Origin of the sequence: Bradyrhizobium sp. CCGUVB1N3 (assembly GCF_024199925.1) — a bacterium.
In the GTDB taxonomy this organism is placed as follows: Bacteria; Pseudomonadota; Alphaproteobacteria; order Rhizobiales; family Xanthobacteraceae; genus Bradyrhizobium.
Genome location: NZ_JANADR010000001.1, coordinates 737,844 through 754,110 on the forward strand (window position 1 = coordinate 737,844; position 16,267 = coordinate 754,110).

16 protein-coding genes are annotated in these 16,267 nt (G+C 65.7%); 6 read left to right on the top strand and 10 right to left on the bottom strand.

The window, feature by feature from the left end:
- Nucleotides 1-30 precede the first annotated feature (30 nt).
- Both NLM33_RS03345 and NLM33_RS03350 read left to right on the top strand, forming a co-directional pair.
- Nucleotides 31-2,457 carry a sensor histidine kinase gene (locus NLM33_RS03345; RefSeq protein ID WP_254094668.1) on the top strand — a complete coding sequence of 809 codons (2,427 nt, stop codon included), beginning with the start codon at nt 31-33 and terminating at the stop codon, nt 2,455-2,457.
- Nucleotides 2,435-3,121: a response regulator transcription factor gene (locus tag NLM33_RS03350; RefSeq protein ID WP_254094669.1), complete on the top strand. Its 687-nt coding sequence runs from the start codon at nt 2,435-2,437 to the stop codon at nt 3,119-3,121. The genes NLM33_RS03345 and NLM33_RS03350 overlap by 23 nt, the downstream gene beginning before the upstream one ends.
- Before the next feature lie 18 nt (nt 3,122-3,139).
- Here NLM33_RS03350 and NLM33_RS03355 read toward each other — a convergent pair whose 3' ends face one another.
- The gene (locus tag NLM33_RS03355; RefSeq protein ID WP_254105636.1) at nt 3,140-4,630 is read right to left on the bottom strand and encodes an MFS transporter; all 1,491 of its coding nucleotides are present in this window, start codon (nt 4,628-4,630) and stop codon (nt 3,140-3,142) included.
- A 163-nt stretch (nt 4,631-4,793) separates the two neighbouring features.
- On the opposite strand from NLM33_RS03355, the gene NLM33_RS03360 reads away from it, so the two are divergent.
- From NLM33_RS03360 to NLM33_RS03375, 4 genes are all read left to right on the top strand, one after another.
- Nucleotides 4,794-5,042 carry a hypothetical protein gene (locus NLM33_RS03360; protein ID WP_254094670.1) on the top strand — a complete coding sequence of 83 codons (249 nt, stop codon included), beginning with the start codon at nt 4,794-4,796 and terminating at the stop codon, nt 5,040-5,042.
- 186 nt (nt 5,043-5,228) lie between these two features.
- Nucleotides 5,229-6,722, top strand: coding sequence for an IMP dehydrogenase (gene guaB / locus NLM33_RS03365; RefSeq protein WP_254094672.1), 1,494 nt, complete (start codon nt 5,229-5,231; stop codon nt 6,720-6,722).
- Nucleotides 6,723-6,998: 276 nt separating this feature from the next.
- The gene (locus NLM33_RS03370) at nt 6,999-8,021 is read left to right on the top strand and encodes an NADP-dependent oxidoreductase (RefSeq protein ID WP_254094674.1); all 1,023 of its coding nucleotides are present in this window, start codon (nt 6,999-7,001) and stop codon (nt 8,019-8,021) included.
- A gap of 154 nt (nt 8,022-8,175) precedes the next feature.
- The gene (locus NLM33_RS03375) at nt 8,176-8,457 is read left to right on the top strand and encodes a hypothetical protein (protein WP_254094675.1); all 282 of its coding nucleotides are present in this window, start codon (nt 8,176-8,178) and stop codon (nt 8,455-8,457) included.
- Nucleotides 8,458-8,460: 3 nt separating this feature from the next.
- Here the strand turns inward: NLM33_RS03375 and NLM33_RS03380 are convergent, their stop codons facing one another.
- The 9 genes from NLM33_RS03380 to NLM33_RS03420 all read right to left on the bottom strand — a co-directional run bounded on the left by NLM33_RS03380 (nt 8,461) and on the right by NLM33_RS03420 (nt 16,226).
- The gene (locus NLM33_RS03380) at nt 8,461-9,525 is read right to left on the bottom strand and encodes a LacI family DNA-binding transcriptional regulator (protein ID WP_254094676.1); all 1,065 of its coding nucleotides are present in this window, start codon (nt 9,523-9,525) and stop codon (nt 8,461-8,463) included.
- A gap of 43 nt (nt 9,526-9,568) precedes the next feature.
- Nucleotides 9,569-10,597, bottom strand: a complete 1,029-nt coding sequence (locus tag NLM33_RS03385) for a succinylglutamate desuccinylase/aspartoacylase family protein (RefSeq protein WP_254094677.1) — start codon at nt 10,595-10,597, stop codon at nt 9,569-9,571.
- Nucleotides 10,598-10,655: 58 nt separating this feature from the next.
- A complete protein-coding gene (locus tag NLM33_RS03390) occupies nt 10,656-11,000 on the bottom strand; it encodes a RidA family protein (protein ID WP_254094678.1) in 345 nt (114 codons plus the stop codon).
- A gap of 61 nt (nt 11,001-11,061) precedes the next feature.
- A complete protein-coding gene (locus NLM33_RS03395) occupies nt 11,062-11,859 on the bottom strand; it encodes a transporter substrate-binding domain-containing protein (RefSeq protein WP_254094680.1) in 798 nt (265 codons plus the stop codon).
- Between the two features lie 47 nt (nt 11,860-11,906).
- Nucleotides 11,907-12,635 (bottom strand): amino acid ABC transporter ATP-binding protein, encoded by a 729-nt coding sequence (locus NLM33_RS03400; protein WP_254094682.1) that lies wholly within the window; start codon nt 12,633-12,635, stop codon nt 11,907-11,909.
- A complete protein-coding gene (locus NLM33_RS03405; protein WP_254094684.1) occupies nt 12,622-13,272 on the bottom strand; it encodes an amino acid ABC transporter permease in 651 nt (216 codons plus the stop codon). Before NLM33_RS03405 ends, NLM33_RS03400 begins: the two co-directional genes overlap by 14 nt.
- A 10-nt stretch (nt 13,273-13,282) precedes the next feature.
- Nucleotides 13,283-13,942 (bottom strand): amino acid ABC transporter permease, encoded by a 660-nt coding sequence (locus NLM33_RS03410; protein WP_254094686.1) that lies wholly within the window; start codon nt 13,940-13,942, stop codon nt 13,283-13,285.
- A gap of 7 nt (nt 13,943-13,949) precedes the next feature.
- On the bottom strand, nt 13,950-15,245 hold the full coding sequence (locus tag NLM33_RS03415) for an alanine racemase (protein ID WP_254094688.1): 1,296 nt from the start codon (nt 15,243-15,245) through the stop codon (nt 13,950-13,952).
- A 132-nt stretch (nt 15,246-15,377) separates the two neighbouring features.
- Nucleotides 15,378-16,226, bottom strand: coding sequence for a metallophosphoesterase (locus tag NLM33_RS03420; protein WP_254094690.1), 849 nt, complete (start codon nt 16,224-16,226; stop codon nt 15,378-15,380).
- Between the last annotated feature and the right edge of the window lie 41 nt (nt 16,227-16,267).

Below are 16,267 nucleotides of genomic sequence, written 5' to 3' on the forward strand. Positions count from 1 at the left end.
ATCACAAACCGGGCTCAGCCGGAATCCTTATTGAGTACAGACCCTAGCCTGTCGTTCGCGCCGCTGGATTTCCTGACGCTGGCCGGCTCGCGGCTGGCATTCTTCGTCGAGATTCGGCTCCTGATCGCGCTCGCGGCGATCGCCGCCGTGCTGGCCGTGTTGCGGACGACCCGATATTCCCGCATCGTCGCCATCACTCATCTCCACCAGGTCGCGTTTTTCACGCTCAACGCGCTGGTCTTCAACCATCCGAGCCTGACGCGCCACGGCGGCTTGCTGCTGCCGCTGATTGCCATCGCGCTCAACCTGTGCCTTCCCGGGCGATTTCGCTGGGTCGCGTTGACGAGCGCCTACGCGCCCATCGTCAGCCTGTTGTTCTGGGCGGTGTTCAGGCCGGACCCGGAGAGCCCGCTTGATCTCACGATCATCGTCCTGGTCGTGCTGGTCGGGTATGTGGTCGGCGCCGTGTCCCGCACCCAGTTCAACCGGCTACGGCGCGAGGAGTACCTGCGCATGGCGCGTGAACGGCAGGCCAACTTCGAGTTGCGCGAAGCCAAGGACGCGGCGGAGGCGGCCGCGAGCGTCAAGTCCGACTTCCTCGCGGTCATGAGCCACGAGATCCGTACGCCCATGAACGGAATCCTCGGCATGGCGCAACTGGCGCTGGATGATCCGTTGCCGCTTGCCCAGCGCAAGCGTGTTTCGACCATCAGGTCGTCGGCAGCGGGACTTCTCAAGATCCTCGACGACATTCTCGACATCTCCAAGCTCGAACGGCGGGCCGAGATCTACGAACACGCGCCGTTCGATGTCAGGCAAAGCCTGCGCGAGATCGTCAATCTGATGACGCCGCGCGCGCATGAGAAGGGGTTGACGCTGGAGCTCGTGCTTTCGCCGACCGTGCCAAGATGGGTGCTGGGCGATCAGTCACGTGTGCGACAGATTCTGTTCAACCTGATCGGTAACGCCCTGAAATTCACGAGCCAAGGGGGCGTCACGGTCGAGGTGATGGCATCGGGGCGCGAGGGCGATGCACAGGTCATCTATTGTGTTTCGGACACGGGCATCGGCATCACGGTCGAGCAGCAGGCGAATCTGTTTCAGTCGTTCGAGCAGGGAGATGCCTCGATCCGCCGGCGTTTCGGCGGAACCGGCCTTGGACTTGCGATCTGCAAGCGGCTCGTCGAAGGCATGAAAGGCGAGATCGAAGTCGAGAGCACGCCGGGGCTCGGCAGCCGCTTCCGCTTCTCGCTGCCGCTCCCGGCGCACGAGGGCCCGGGTGCGCGCGAGGCGATCGACGTTGCGGCTACGCCGGTCAGGCCGTTGAACCTGTTGTTGGTCGAGGACCTCCACATCAATGCGCAGGTCGCTCGTGGCATCCTGGGGCGGGCGGGCCACCGGATTGCGCTCGTCAGGTCCGGCGAGCAGGCGATCGAGCTGGTCCGGAGCGCTCGCTTCGATGCCGTCCTCATGGACGTGCAGATGCCGGATGTGGATGGGCTGGAGGCTACGCGGCGGATTCGCGCGTTGCCGTCGCCGCAGAGTGGGGTTCCGATTGTCGCGCTGACCGCCAACGTCATGTCGGAAGATGTCGATGCCTGTCGTGCTGCCGGCATGGATGGACACCTTGCGAAGCCGGTCGATGCCGTTGCCCTGCATCTCGCGATCGAGACCGCGCTGACGATCCGGCAATGGCCTGTCGCCGGTCCCGGTGTCGCCCTGAATGTCGGCGGCGATGTTCTGGTGGTGGGCGATACCAGCAAGGCAACGCACAGTGCCCTGCGGCACCTCGGTTTTCGGGTCTTTCCGGCCGGCTCTTTCGAAGCGGCCGGTGCCATGCTGGCGGCGCGCGAATTCGCGGCGATCGTCGCAGTCGCTCCACCATCCGGCTTTCTGGGAGCGTTGCGCGCGCGCATGTCGGACGAAGGCAAGCGAATCTTCATCATCGCAACGTCCGCCGGCGGGGAGGTCGCGGGTCTCCTGGAAGAAGGCGCAGATCTCGTGCTTGCCGCGCCGCTGTCCGCGGATGACATCGTCTGGAAGATCGAGGCGTTCCTGGCTCCGCAGCCGCCGGATGAAGCGTTCACGCTCGAAGAGGTCTTCGGGCGTGATCAAATCGACCAATTCCAGGAGTTGTTCGCGGATAGCCTGCTGGAGCTCGATCGTGCGCTGGCGCGAGACGGCCTGGCTCCGAAGGAACTGGCGGGCATCGCACACCGCATCAAGGGAAGCGCGGCCAATCTGCGGATGTCCGAACTCGCCGCGAGCGCCGACGACGCGCTGGTCGCCGCAAGGACCGTGGCGGCTGGGCTTCGCGATCGGGATGACGCCATCAATGCGCTCCGCAGGCAAATCAGCGTCGTGTTGAAAGGGGCCGGCGCCGGACGAGGCGCCCCGGGTTCCGCAGTGGTCTGCACGGAGTTCGAAGGAGCCGATGTCAACTGTACTCGTGGTTGAGGACGCGCCGGAGATCCGGTTGATGCTGACCTCGTTCCTGAAGGAGGAGGGCATGGTTGCTCACGGCGTAGCGACCGGCGCCGAGCTGCGCGCCGGTCTGGCCAAACTCAGGCCCGACATCGTCCTGCTCGATATCAATCTGCCGGACGCCGACGGCATTGCGCTGGCGCGAGAATTGCGGCTCGGCGAGCAATGCGGCCTCATCTTCGTCACCAGCCGCGACTCGGATGACGACGTGCTTTCAGGGCTCGATGCCGGCGGCGACGACTATGTCTCGAAGCCCATCAACCTGCGCACGCTACTGGCCCGCATCCGCAGCGTCCTGCGGCGCACGAAAGAATCGATCATCACCTTTGACGGCTGGATTCTCGATCCGGTCCGGCGCGAATTGTTCCGTCCGGACGGAAGCATGGTCAAGCTGACGTCGGGGGAATTCAACATCCTCGTCGCCCTCGCGTCCCACATGAACCAACCCCTGAGCCGCGATTTCCTGCTCGATGTCATCTCGAACCGCGATCCTCGTGAGATCAGCGAGCACACCGTCGACAATCTGATCGTGCGGCTGCGCCGCAAAATGCAATACGAAGGCGCGGCGGCGCCGATCGCAACGGTGCGCGGCGTCGGCTATGCGCTGATACCGCTACAGCAGCCGGCCAGCTCCTGATGATGCGCGGAGGGCGAGTTACCCCAGCCGCTGATCCCGCATGTCCTGGGTGTCCTCAGTCGCCGCCTTGACGGCGGCACTCGCCGCGCTCTTCGCCGCGCCCTTGCGGCTGGCGATCTCGACGGCCTTGCGGCCGGAGATCTCGTGGCCGGCATCATCCGGCATCTGCCAGAAGAAATACGATGATGCCGCCGACGTCAGCGCCACGACAATGAAAGCGGGCCAGAACACGGTGGCGTCGATCTCGCTGACATGGCGCCACCACATCGTCGATTCCACCGAGAAGGCGCCGACCGCGACGCCGGCGGAGACCGCGAGCTGCTGGTTGACGCTGACGAGCGTGGTGGCGCGGCTCATCTGCGGGGCCTCGACCTCGGCATAGGCCACCGTGTTGATGGCGGTGAACTCCAAAGAACGGAAAAAGCCGCCGACCACCAGGATGACCATGATGATGAGGAGTGGCGTGGTCACCGTGAACAGCGCGCAGACGCCGAGGAAGAACGCGCTGATGATCGCGTTCACCGTCATCAGGTTGCGGAAGCCGAAGGTGCGGATGATGCGCGCGGCCAACGTCTTCATGCCCATGGCGCCGAGCGAGGAGGCGAAGGTGACGAGGCCGGAATGGAACGGCGTCAGCCCGAAGCCGATCTGCATCAACAGCGGGAGCAGGAACGGCAGGGCACCGATGCCGAGCCGGAACATGAACCCGCCGATGACGGCCGCACGCAGCGTCGGAAGGTTCAGCAGCGAAAAATCCAGCACCGGCGATCCCGTCCGCCGGGCGTGGAGCACATAGAGCGTCATCGAGATCGATCCGCCTGCGACCAGCGCCAGCACGGTGCTCCAGGGCAGGAGGTTCAGGCCCGCAACGGAGAGGCCGAAGGCGATGCCGGCGAGCCCAATGCCCGCCAGCACCATGCCGTAGAGATCGAACGGCTCCTGCGCCTCGCTCTTGATCGGATCGATGAAGCGCAACGCCATGAAGATGCCGAGCAACCCGATCGGCAGGTTGATCAGGAAGATCCAGTGCCAGGATGCATAGGTCGTGATGAATCCGCCGAGCGGCGGGCCGACCACAGGGCCTATCAGTGCCGGCACGGTTACCCAGGCCATGGCGTTGACCAGCGCGCTCTTGTCGATCGAACGCAGCAGCACGAGCCGTCCGACCGGCGTCATCATCGCGCCACCCATGCCTTGCAGGATGCGCGCGATCACGAAATGCGTCACCGATTGGGACAGCGCACAGCCGATCGAGCCGACCATGAACACGCCGACCGCGATCGCGAACACCATCCGCGCACCGAAGCGGTCTGCGGTCCAGCCGCTCGCCGGAATGAACACCGCGAGCGACAGCAAATAGGAGGTGATCGCGAGCTTCAGCGTCAGCGGGCTGGTGCCGATGTCGGCGGCGATCGCGGGCAGGGAGGTCGCGATCACCGTCGAATCCATGTTTTCCATGAACAGGGCGGTCGCCACGATCAGCGGGATCACGCGTTGCTTGTTGACCAGCATGACGGATATTTAATGGAAATCAGAAGGAAGAGATGAGCGATGCGGCTTAACACCCTCGCTGCCCCGAGACCATTGCGGAACCGCGCATAGCACCTAAATCCTGCGTGACGGTGCGCCCCCGACTGTTTCCCGGGTTGCATCGCCTGCCGGAGATCCCGCGATGATCTACATCCTTGCCGCGCTTCTGCCGCCGATCGGGCTGCTCCTGAACGGGCAGCCGTTCTCGGCGATCTTCAACCTCGTCCTGTGCGTGGTTTGCCTGATTTTCGGCCTGGTTTTTCACATTTTGCTGCTGGTGCCGTCGGCGCATGCGGTCGTCGCGGTGCACATGAAGCGCGAGGACCGGCGGCATCGGGAGGTCGTGGACGCGATCCGCCAGCACGGCCCGCCGCCGGGTTATCCGCGCTAAAGACGCAAAAAAGCCTGTGCATGGCTGGCAATCGGGCCGAATTGCTTTGATTCGTCACCCGGCCGTGCTATCGACCGGCGTCAACCCCACCGATGGGCTCCGATTCGACGGTGCTGCCGCAAGGTACGCCGAGGGCGGCGCTCATCCATAAGCATTTGCGGCACGGCCGCAGGAAGGAGTTGGCATATGGCCACGGTGCAACTTCAAGGCATCCGCGAAGCCTTTACGTTCGACGACGTGCTGTTGAAGCCGGGCCTCTCGGACGTGCTTCCATCCGAGGTCGACATCCGTTCCCGCGTCACCCGCGCCATTCCGCTCAACATCCCGATCATGGCTTCCGCCATGGACACCGTCACCGAGGCCCGCATGGCGATCGCCATGGCGCAGGCCGGCGGCCTCGGCGTCATCCATCGCAATTTCGATCCCGAGGGGCAGGCCGCCCAGGTGCGGCAGGTCAAGCGATACGAGTCGGGCATGGTGGTGAACCCGCTCACCATCAGCCCCGACGCCACGCTGGACGACGCGCTCAAGCTGATGAGCGATCACGGCATCTCCGGCATTCCCGTCGTCACCGGCGCCGGCAAGTCCACGCCGGGCAAGCTGGTCGGCATCCTCACCAACCGCGACGTGCGGTTTGCGACCAATCGCCAGCAAAAAATCTCCGAGCTGATGACGCACGAAAATCTCGTCACGGTACGCGAGAATGTCAGCCAGGATGAAGCCAGGCGGATGCTGCACAAGCATCGCATCGAAAAGCTGCTCGTCGTCGACGACCAGTATCGCTGCGTCGGTCTCATCACCGTGAAGGACATGGAGAAGGCGGTCGCCCATCCGCTCGCCTGCAAGGACGCGCAGGGCCGCCTGCGGGTTGCCGCTGCCACCACCGTCGGCGATACCGGCTTCGAGCGCACCGAGCGGCTGATCGACGCCGGCGTCGATCTCGTCGTCGTCGATACCGCGCATGGCCACTCCCGTCACGTGCTCCATGCCGTCAACCGTATCAAGCGTCTCTCCAACTCGGTGCAGGTCGTCGCCGGCAACGTCGCAACCTCGGAAGGCGCGCAGGCGCTGATCGATGCGGGTGCCGATTGCATCAAGGTCGGCATCGGCCCTGGCTCGATCTGCACCACGCGCATCGTCGCCGGCGTCGGCGTGCCGCAGCTCACCGCGATCATGGACGCAGTGGAAGCGGCGAAGAAGGCCGACATCCCCGTCATCGCGGACGGCGGCATCAAGTACTCCGGAGACCTGGCAAAGGCGCTGGCGGCCGGCGCCGACATCGCAATGGTCGGCTCGCTGCTTGCCGGAACCGACGAGACGCCCGGCGAAGTCTTCCTGTGGCAGGGCCGCTCCTACAAGGCCTATCGCGGCATGGGCTCGGTCGGCGCGATGGCGCGCGGCTCCGCCGACCGCTACTTCCAGCAGGACATCAAGGACACCTTGAAGCTCGTGCCTGAAGGCATCGAGGGCCAGGTGCCCTACAAGGGGCCGGTCGGCAACGTCATGCACCAGCTCGCCGGCGGCTTGCGCGCCGCGATGGGCTATGTCGGCGCGCGCGACATGAACGATCTGCACGCCAAGGCGCAGTTCGTCCGCATCACCGGCGCGGGCCTGCGCGAAAGCCACGTCCACGACGTCACCATCACGCGCGAGAGCCCGAACTATCCAGGCGGGGGCTAACGCCGCTCTCGTGCCCCGGACGCAGCGCAGCGCTTCCCTTGCATCGTCCAGTTCAGCGGTGCGCTGCAGAGCCGGGGCCCAGCGTTTCTCCATACTGAGGAATTCATCTGTGAGGCGTGGGTCCCGGCTCTGCGCAGCAGCGCAAAAGCGCTGCAGCGCGTCCGGGACACGAGAGGGGCGCATGCTTCTGCGACCAACCGCTCCGCCGCTTGTGTATTGACGAGCCTCGCTTGCTCCGCTTCCGTCGAGGCGAAAGACATTCCGGAGGAAGCCATCATGTCCCAAGGCAAACGCATCGTTCTCGCCGCACGTCCTGTCGGCGAGCCAAAGCCGTCTGATTTCCGCATCGAGGAATTCGAAGTAGCGACGCCGGGCGCAGGCGAGGTGCTGTTGCGCACGGTCTGGCTGTCGCTCGATCCCTATATGCGCGGACGGATGAGCGAAGGTCCGTCCTATGCCGCGCCGGTGCCGATCGGCGGCGTGATGGAAGGCGAGACGGTCAGCGAGGTGACGGCCTCCAACAATGCCGATTTCGCCAAGGGCGACATCGTGCGCACGCGCGCCGGCTGGCAGACGCATGCGATCTCGAACGGCAAGGGCCTGATCAAGGTCGATCCCAAGCTCGGTCCGATCTCGACCTCGATCGGCGTGCTCGGCATGCCCGGCATGACCGCCTATACGGGCCTCCTCGACATCGGCAAGCCGCAAGCCGGCGAGACCGTCGTCGTCGCCGGTGCCTCGGGCGCGGTGGGCTCGGCCGTTGGCCAGATCGCGAAGATCAAGGGCGCCCGAGCGGTCGGCATCGCCGGCGGCAAGGACAAGTGCGACTACGTCGTCAAGGAGCTCGGCTTCGATGCCTGCATCGATCACCGCGATCCCGATCTCGCGGCGAAGTTGAAGGACGCATGCCCCAAGGGCATCGACGTCTATTTCGAGAATGTCGGCGGCGCGGTGTTCGAGGCGGTCTTCCCGCAGCTCAATGCCTTCGCGCGCGTGCCGGTCTGCGGCCTGATCGCGCATTACAACGACACCGAGGCCAAGCCGCCGAAATGGGCGGGCAGCATGATGCGCGCGACCCTGACCAAGCGGCTGACCTTCCGCGGCTTCATCGTCAGCGACTTCGCCGCTCGCCACGGCGACTTCCTGCGCGACATGTCCGCCTGGGTCCGTGAGGGCAAGGTCAAGTACAAGGAGTTCGTCACGGAAGGCCTGGACAGCGCGCCCGGCGCCTTCATGGGCCTCCTGAAGGGGGCCAATTTCGGCAAGCAACTCGTCCGGGTCGGGCCGGACAAGGGCTGATCTGCGCCGATTGCCGGCCCCTTCGGGGGACGGCAATCGTTAATAAAGAGTCACCAAACGGCAACACCGGCCCGTAAATGCCGATGGTATGACCCTCCGTTCATTGACGGGCCGGGGAAGGCATTGAATCATCGCGCATATTTCAGGTGCGATGATGTTAGAGATTGGTATTTTCAGCGTAATCCTTCTGGCCGCCGGCTATTGGGCAACCATGTTCGTCATGGGCCGTCACGACGACGTGCTGCACGGCAAGTTCGTCCACAGCGATGATGGGCCCGAAAGCACCGCAGCCGCAGCTCCGTTGCCGTTTCCGGCCCGGCCGGTCTTCCCCAAGCGCCCTGCGCCGCGGGTGGTCGCGAGCGCAAAGCCCGTGAACAGCGACGCTCTGCAATCGCTGCTGGCCGCGATCCAGCAGGATCTGAGGGACGTCGCGTAAGCGTTACACACTGCCGCGCTCGGCCAGGGCGAGTTCGACCGCGCGTCGCGGCTCTGCGCTCGGCGCGCCGGACAGGCGCGCCAGCAGCAGCTCAGCGGCGATGCGGCCGATCGCGGCGGAATCAAAGGTGATGGTGGTGAGGCCCGGCGTGATCTGGTCCGCCACGTCGTTGTCGCCGAAACCGAGCACAGCGAGATCGCGGGGCACCATCAGGCCGCGCGACCGCGCCTCGATCAGCGCGCCGGTCGCGAGCAGATCGTTGGCACAAAAAACCGCGTCGACGCGCCCACCGCGGTCGAGCAGGGTGGTGAAGGCGGCGCGGCCGTCGACCAGGCCCGTGATCTCACTGAGGCCGATCTCGTGGACGATCTCGAGGCCCATCCTTGCCGCCGCGGCGCGAAACCCGTCGCGGCGGAGCGCACCGCGGCCGCTGCGGCGCCCGATGAAGGCGACGCGGCGATGTCCGGCGTCTGCCAACCGCCGTGCCGCCATGGCGCCGGCGTCGGTGTTGGAGAGGCCGACCAGCATGTCGATGGGATCGCGTGGAAACGCCCAGGTCTCGATCACGGGTATGCCGAGCTCGGTGAGCGCCGTGCGATTCTCCTGAAGCTCGATCACACCTGTGAACATCACCGCCGCTGGGCGGATGCCGCGCAGCGACTGGATCATCGCGACCTCCTTGGCGTAGGAGTAGGAGGTCTGGCCGACCAGCACCTCAAAGCCTTCCGGCTCGAGCGTGGCGGCAAAGCTGCGCACCGCCAGCCCAAATTGCTGGCTGAGGATGTTGGAGACGAAGGCGACGACCACGTTCGACCGGCCCGAGCGCAGCGCGCGCGCATGCGGGTTCGACGCATATCCTGTCGCCTCGATCACTTCGAGAATGCGCTCGCGCGTCTCGCGGTTGACCTTCTCGGGATGGCGCAGCACGCGCGACACCGTGATCGGCGCAACACCGGCGCGCTCCGCCACCTCCTCGATGCGCGGCGGCCGTCCACCCGCGCTGCCTCGGCCACCCGGCGCCGGAATGCGCAGCACGTCGTCGTAGGTTGGCTTTGCCGGATCTGTCATCGAATCCCGAGGGTGGTTGAAGATGGTGTCGTCGCCAAAGCTCTCAGCGCGCCAGCACCTCCTCGCGTGTCAGGGCGCGGCCGACCTGGACCAGGCAATCGCCGCTCTGGCTGTCGGTGTGCAGGCGCTGCGAGATCACGATGCCGTCGGCGGGGAAGCGCAGCACCTCTTCAGGCACTTCCGGGCGCTCGAAATCATGGTACCAGCCGGCGATGTCGCCGGCCTTGACGCGTGCACCAACCGTGACGGCCGGCTCGAACCAGCCGCGCCGGGTCGCAAAGACCGCTTGCGCGTGGCTTTGCAGGGCCAGCAATTCGGTATCGCGCTCGACCGGCGCATGAGGTCCGAGCACCGGCGCCTGCACGATGCCGAGTGCGAGGAGCAGCCGATCGACGGCGCGCGCGGTCAGCGCCATCGTTTGCGGCGTGACGGTGCCGCCGCCGCCGAATTCGCCTGACAGTCCGATCGCGCCGGCGCGCGCCGCCGCCGCCATCGAGGTCGGAGCAGTGGCGCCATTTTCGGCGACGAAGGCGAAGGGCATCCCCAACCCTTCCATCAGGCGCAGCGCGTGGCCGAACATCTCGGGTGGTCCCTGCCGCTCGATCAGCGCGCAGGGCACATGCGCCATCGAGGTGCCGCCGGAATGGATGTCGAAGACGACGTCGTGGCGCGGAAAAAGATCGTGTTCGAGGAAGTGGGCCAGGCGGAACGTCGGCGTGCCGCCGGCATCGCCCGGGAAGGCGCGGTTGAGATTGCCTTCGTCGAGCGGTGAGCGCCGCCGCGCCGCCATCACGGCGGGCAGGTTGGCGAAGGGCAGGATCGTGATCTCGCCCTTGATGGCGGCACGATCGAGCCGGCGAAACAGGCGCGCGAGCGTGATCTCGCCCTCATATTCGTCGCCGTGATTGCCGGCCATCAAAAGGAGCTTTGGGCCGGCGCCGTTCCTGATCCGGAAGATCGGGATCTTGAGCTGGAAGTAGGGGGAGCGGTCGATCGAGAAGGGAATGCCGAGATGGCCGGACCATTTCTGGTCCTTCTCGAAATCGATCTCGTGAAAAAGTCCGGTATGCATGGATGGCCTCAGGGCCGCGTCGTCGCCGACGCCGGCCGAAGGTTGGAAGAAAGGGCCTTTAGAGCAAGGCGACCGCGGTCATCTCGACGCGCAGATCGGGATCTGCGAGGCGGGCTTCGACGCAGGCGCGCGCAGGCGGATTGGCCGGATCGATCCAGGCGTCATAGACCGAGTTCATGGTGTCGAAATCGGTGATGTGCGGCAGGAAGACGTTGACCGCCACGAGCTTGGAGCGATCGGAGCCGGCTTCCTTCAACAGCGCGTCGATCTTGGCAAGCACCTGCCGGGTTTGCGACACGATGCCGGCCTTGCGGTCATCGGCGACCTGGCCCGCGATGTGCACCATGCCGCCGGCGGCAACGGCCTGGCTCATGCGGGGGCCGACGACGTAACGTTTGATCATCTGAAAATTCTCCTCGTGAAAGTGAGCTCCCGCGCACGCCGCGCGGGAGCGTTGTTCGAGCTTACAGCGTCGGCAGCGACTGTTCTTCCTTGAACCATTTGAGCTGCAGCGCGCCGAGCTTGCCGTTGAGCTTGTTGGTGAAGATGTCGGTGTTGATCCAGTTGAGCAGATTCTGCTCGCCCTGGCGCACGCCGACATGGGCCGGCGACTGGCGGATCAGGAATTTCAGCTCGACCTCCTTGGTCGGGTTCTGCTCCTGCACCTTGATCGCGATCGCGCTGTTCTCGGCAAAGGTATCGGCTTGTCCGGCGAGGAAGGCTGCGATCGCCGCCGGCGTGTCCTCGAAGCGGACCAGCTTCACCTTCGGGGCGTTGTCGGTGAGCCAGACGTCGAGCGTCGTGCCCTTGGCGACCGCAACGGTGCGCCCCTCCAGATTGTCCGGCTTCTTGCCTGTTGCCGCGGGAATCGACTTGGCGCCGTAGACGCCGAGATTCACCACCGCATAGGGCTGCGAGAACATCACCTGCTGCGCGCGCTCCGGTGTGGCGCCGAGACCCGCAATCAGGATATCGATCTTGTCCGAGAGCAGGCTCGGGATGCGCGCCGGGCCGGTGACCGGCACGAGCTCGAGCTTCACGCCCATGTCGGCGGCGATCAGCTTGGCGAGGTCGGCATCAAGGCCGGCGATCTCGCCCTTGTCGTCCTTGAAGCCCCAGGGTGCGGCGTCGGTGAGGATGCCGACGCGAAGCTTGCCCGCGCCGAGCACGTCCTGGAGCTTGTCGGCCTTGGCAAGGCTTGTCGCAGCTAGGACGGCAAGCGCCGCTGCTGCGATCGTGAACAGGGACTTCCGCTTTCTCATGACTCTCTCCTGGTGGCGGCACGATGGCCGGACTGGTGGGACGACGTTCATTTCGCCGAAGCGATGAAGCTTGCGAGTTCGGGTGTCTCGGGGTTTGCGAACAGCTTTGACGGCGGGCCCTGTTCCCAAACGCGGCCCTGATGCATGAAGACGATGCGGTCAGCGACGTTGCGGGCAAAGCCCATCTCGTGGGTGACGAGGATCATCGTCATGCCCTGCTTGGCCATCGCCTCCATCACCTTCAAGACCTCGCCGACGAGCTCGGGGTCGAGCGCCGAGGTCACCTCGTCGAACAGCATGAGGTGAGGGGCCATGGCGAGGCAGCGGGCGATCGCGACGCGCTGCTGCTGGCCGCCGGAGAGCTGCTCCGGCCAAGCGTCGATCTTGTCGGCAAGCCCGACGCGCGTCAGCACGTCATCGGCGAGCGCGCGGGCCTTCGATTTGTCGACGCGGCGGGTCAGGAGTGGAGCCAGGGTGATGTTGCGCTCGACTTTCAGATGCGGAAACAGATTGAAGGCCTGGAACACGATGCCGACGCGCTGACGGAATTTCTTGAGGTCGGGCATCCCAGCGTGGATCTTTTGCCCCTCGACGCGGATCTCGCCGGCATCGACGCTCTCCAGCGCGTTGATGCAGCGGAGCAGCGTCGACTTGCCGGAACCGGAACGGCCGATGATCGTGACGATCTCGCCTTCCTCGACGTCGAGTGACACGCCCTTGAGCACGTCGACCCGGCCGAACTTCTTGTGCACGTCGCGGATTTCAACGAGAGCCATCGAGGCGGGCCTCCAGGGAGCGGGACCAGAGCGTGAGCGGCAGGCACAGCGCGAAATAGATCGCGGCGACGAGCGCGTAGGTGAGGAGCGGCTGGAACGTCGCCGCGCTCACCACTTGCCCTGCGCGGGCGAGCTCGACGAAGCCGAGGATCGAGGCGAGCGAGGTGCCCTTGATGAGCTGCACCAGGAAGCCGACGGTCGGCGGCAGCGACAGTCGCAGCGCCTGCGGCGCGATGATGTGGCGGAACTGTTGCCAGAGCGACAGGCCGAGGCAGCTACCGGCCTCCCACTGCGCGAGCTTCACGGCCTCCAAGCCGCCGCGCCAGATTTCGCCGAGGAAGGCCGCGGTGTAGAGAGTGTAGGCGACGGTGACCGCAACGAGTGCCGGCACCTGGATGCCGAGGAACACGGGCATGCCGAAATAGAAGAAGAACAGGAGCCCGAGCAGCGGCACGCTCTGGATGACCTGGATGATCGCCGCCATCGTCCAGCGCATGCCGGCGAAGCGGCTGATGCGGCCCATGGCAAGTCCGAGCGCCAGCGGCGCGCCGAAAGCGAGCGCGAGCACGACGAGAATGACGGTCCAGCGCAGGGCTGCGAACAGCGAGACGAGATCAATGAGGGTGAAGGATCGCATCGCTTTTCCCTCAACGCCGCCGTGGCCAGCGGAAGGCGGCCGCGCCAACAAGCGCGAACAGCGCCTTGAACGACATCGCCATGGCGAAATAGGCGATGCAGATCACCGCATAGACCTCGAAGCTGCGATAGGTGCGGCTCTCGATGAAGCCTGCGACATGAAACAGTTCATCGGTGGCGACCTGCGAGGCGAGCGAAGTGCCGAGCAAGAGGAGCACGAATTGGCTGGTCACCGCCGGATACGCATTGCGCAGCGCCGGCGGCAGCACGATGTGGCGAAACACCTGCCAGCCGGAAAGCCCGAGGCAGTGGCCGGCCTCGACCTGGCTCTTCGGAATGGAATCAAGGCCTGCACGGATGATCTCGACCGAATAGGCGCCGAAATAGAGCGACAGCGCTACGGCGGCCGCTTCGAAAGCCGGCAGCTTGAGGCCGAAGGTCGGCAGCACGAAGAAGACGATGAAGATCTGGATCAGCGACGGCGTGTTGCGGAACAGCTCGATGTACCCGCGCACCAGCCAGCGCAGCGATTTGATGCGGCCCTTCAGCGCGACGGCGCCGGCAATGCCGATCAGCAGGCCGAACAGTGCAGCGATCACGGTCAATTCGAGCGTGACGATCGCCCCGTCGATCAACTGGTTCTGATAGCGCCAGAGCGGGAGGAAGTTCATGTGCCGCTCAGCCGAACTGCGTGGTGAGCGCACGCGTGACCGTGCCGCCTGCATCGAGGCCATAGATCACGCGCCAGCGGTCGAGACAGGTGCAGGGATGCGAGATGCCGAAGGCGATGATGTCGCCGACAGCGAGCGGGCTGTCCTCAGCGAGGGTGACGAAGGCGTGCTGGTCATTGAGCCGCGTGACGGTGAGCGCCTTGGCAAGGCCTCGCTGCTCCACGCCATCGCGGAAGACGCGGAGCGCGATCGGAAGGCCCTGATCGAACGAGGCGTCGCGCATGCCGAAGCCGCAGATCGCGAGCCGGGCCTCGGGGCGCGACAGCACCTCGGCCCAGAGCGTGAGGGTAGGGCGAAAGCCCTCAGCCGCGGAGCGGCGTACGCCATCGATGACGAGACCGCCGCGGCGGTCTAGTTCTGCGAAGGCGCGTGCATAGATGCCGTGATCGGCGAAGAACAACGCGCCGGAGCGCAAGACGACGGTCGCATCACCATCGCGCTGTGCGACCGGCACGAGCGCGGCTGCGACGACGTCGAAATAAGCCGAGCCGCCGGCGCTGAGGATCAGCGGGCGGCCAGCGGCGGCGTCGCGCACGAGCGCGAAGGCCTCGATCGTGCGCGCCATCAGGTTTGCGATGGCTCGCGCGGTTTCGTCCGGATCCGGTGTGGCGACGGCGCCTTCGTAGGTGGCGACGCCGCCGAGCGAGAGGCCCTTCGCAGCGATCACCGCCGCGATCACGCCCGCGACCGTGCTGAGGTCGCGCGCGCCGGCGCGGCCGGCGCCGAGCTCGACCAGCACGGAGATATCGCTGTGGCCCGAGAGCCGCGCCGCCTCAGCAAGCGAAGCGACCGCAGCCGGCGAGTCCGCGAAGGCGTGGAATTCAACATCAGGATAGGCGCCGAGCAGCGCGCCGAGTCGCCGTCCGGCGGCAAGCCCGCCGATCTCGTTGGCCAAGAGCAGGCGCCGTTCGCCATGGGCGAGCAGCACGGCGGCCTGCTGGATGTTGGCGACCGTCGTGCCCCAGGCGCCGGCCTCGCGCAGCGAGCGGGCGAGCTCCGGCGACATTGGCGTCTTGGCGTGGGGGGCAACGGCAACGCCGGCACCACTGCACCAGCGCAGGAAGAGGTCGCGGTTGGCCGCAAAGGCGGCTTCATCCAGGGTGAGGGCGGGGAGCGCGAGGTCGCCGCGGGAGGGCTGCCAGCTCTGGCTGCCGATCTCCTCGGTCGCGAGTCCATCGACCAGGGGGATGCCCCTCGTGGTCGCAGACAGGCGCTGGGCGCCCCACCGGGAAAACGACTGCATTGTCACTCCGTCTCGCGGCGCTCAATCGCCGGTGACGACGATATGACGGAAATGACAACGTTGTCATTAGGAGTTTCTAGCCATCTTGAGGATAAGAGCGAGGCATGGAGGTACTAAAGTAGGGAGAGATGCCTAAGGATGAGGCTGACCCATCTGCGCCAGCAATTCCTCGATGTCGACATCGACCTGGCCAGCGGCCCTGACGTGACGGACCTCAAAGCTGTCGGGCTGGAAGCGGTATTCGACGAGGCCGGTCTCCTTGATCCCGATCCGCACCTGGCGCGCGTCGCTGGAGATGACGAAACCGGCCGAGGGCGCCCAGACATGCCTTGTGTGGCGATAGGTGAAATCGCGCCGCTGATGAACGTGCCCGCTCGCGACAAGGCGAACGTCGGCGCCCGCCATCATCTCGATCAGGCGCTGCCGCGCCGGTTGGGGCACGTAGCGGATCGCGGTATCGACGGTCTCGGGGTCGTCGGGCCTGTTCAGGAATAGCGGCTTGTGCACAAACAGCGCGATCGGCTTGCCGCTCGCGCGCGACAATTGCGAGGCGAGCCAGTCGAACTGCTCGGGCTCGAACCCAAGTCCGGAATTCATCACCAGCGAGTTGAGGCCGACAAAGCACCAGCCGGCCGCCTCGAACTGCCAATGGTCGTGGCCGAAGACGGCGCAGAATTGCCGGCGGTGCGCTTCGTCCACCGGCGGTGATGGCGCGGGCCCGATCGCGGTCGGATTGTCGCCGATGTCGTGATTGCCCGGCAGATAGCGGCACGGCACGGGCAGCGCGTCGTGCAGGGTTTTTGCAAACTCCATGTCGTCGCGGCTGGTCGGGCCGTCGAAGGAGACGTCGCCGGTGTTGACGACGAGATCGGGCCGGGCGGCGTCGATATGCTCGGCGACACGATGGAAGTTCGTGATCAGGCCAGGGAAGCGGCGGCCGAGATGGGTGTCGGAGATCTGCGTGAGGCGGAACTCGGTCATGCCTCATGGTAGGCCCGACAAGCGTCGGGACCATGACGGTC